At 46.6% G+C, this 1,538-nt stretch carries 1 protein-coding gene; it reads right to left on the bottom strand.

Features of this window, described 5'->3' with window-relative positions; genetic code table 11:
* On the bottom strand, nucleotides 1-1,469 hold a 1,469-nt coding region (locus K2I50_RS09400; protein ID WP_301026062.1), incomplete at its 3' end, for a DUF3857 domain-containing protein.
* Nucleotides 1,470-1,538 lie beyond the last annotated feature (69 nt).

Raw genomic sequence — 1,538 nt, 5'->3', positions numbered from 1 at the left:
TGATCGCTGAAAAGTTTGCCAACAGATAATATGATATTATTACCGGCACGCTTCACAAGATTATCCATCTTATATGCCAGCGCATACGCAAGAGCGGCACTGTCAGGATTGATGCCAATGCTCGTCACCTTGCCGTCAATAAACTCCGATGGATAGTCACCATGATACGCATTGATTTCATTTTTGAAGTCCTCCTTCTGCTCTTTACGTCCATCGGCATAACGCTCTATGCGTTCGGCAGCTCTCTTCTTGTTTTCCTTAACATTGACTGTATGCCCGTATCGTGAGAGATATTTGCGGTAGCCTTCATTTATATCCTCCTCCGACAGGATAGAGAAAGCATGCATCTTGGCAGCGCCGGTGTATATTTCCTTGCGGTTGATAGCCATTGCGGTACCGTCAATATCAGCATCAACGTATGTCACATTACGGTTCTTGACAGAAGCCGGAGCCGGGAGCCGGAAGTAATTGTCTCCATCCGGAACTAACTTGCGCTCTTTAGGCTTGCGCCACATTATTGCCACTCGCCCATGGGCACCGGGAATTATTTCCGACGGAGCGAATATGCCCTTAGGCGGGAAATAATAGCGGGAGGAGTCGCCCTGCAAAGAGGTAAAGAATACCGTATTGTTTAAATTAATCACATCGTATAGCGGTTCCTGGTCAGGAATAGAAGAAAGGCCCGCCGTTACAGGAATTTTATTAGCTTTAAGCAGAGTATTGTACTGTAGCGCAAAGTCATGCGCGTTAATCCTGGCAAGATTTCCGATATACATATAGCAAAGCAGATTGTAGAGATAATCCGCACCCTCACGCGCTGAAATACTGCCATCCTTTACCATTTTCCCGACATCCTTGGCTATCTTATGACCATCCTTAAGGTAATTCTTCACGACTAACTTTCCGGCCTCCGCCCCATTCTCAAGCCACCAGTCATCCTGGTCCCAACGGTCGCCGATAATCCACTCGACAGGCGGATTGCACTGCATGCCGTCAAACCTCGCACTCTTAGGCGTGAAATCGCTACTGTTACGACGGTTGAAGAGATACATCTTAATCTGAGGCGACTGCTGCGACTGGCTGTACCACAGACGCGGCTCTTTCGATGAAATATCCGTGAGTTCAAGGTCCAATATATAATTGCCGTCATCATCGCGTGTCACATCAAAGTCAGGCGCACCGTTGAGTATACGGTATTGTGCAGTCAGATTGTCATCAATCACACAATGAATCCGGTAGTTGAGTATCGGAGCCGACTCCTTTAGATAAAATGTCAGCGGATCGGGATGTACATTCTGTGTACGGGTCTCTGTGTAAAAGAACACATCGATATCATCTCCGACTTCAAGACCCGGAATAGCAAGTTTGCGGCGCTTAGTCTCGCCTTTCTTGCCCTCTTCGACCTCAACGAAATCGGAAGTATCAATGTCCACTATCCTACCGTCGGACTTTATGAGACGTACGCCCATCACATTACGGTTATTTTCATAGCCCTCAAAATAATTTTTATTATTGTAGATCCCTAAGTCAAATTAGGA

Source organism: Muribaculum sp. (assembly GCF_029051885.1).
Lineage (GTDB): Bacteria > Bacteroidota > Bacteroidia > Bacteroidales > Muribaculaceae > Muribaculum.
The sequence above is the reverse complement of the archived record's forward strand: the minus strand, read 5'-3'. Positions and strand labels throughout refer to the sequence as shown.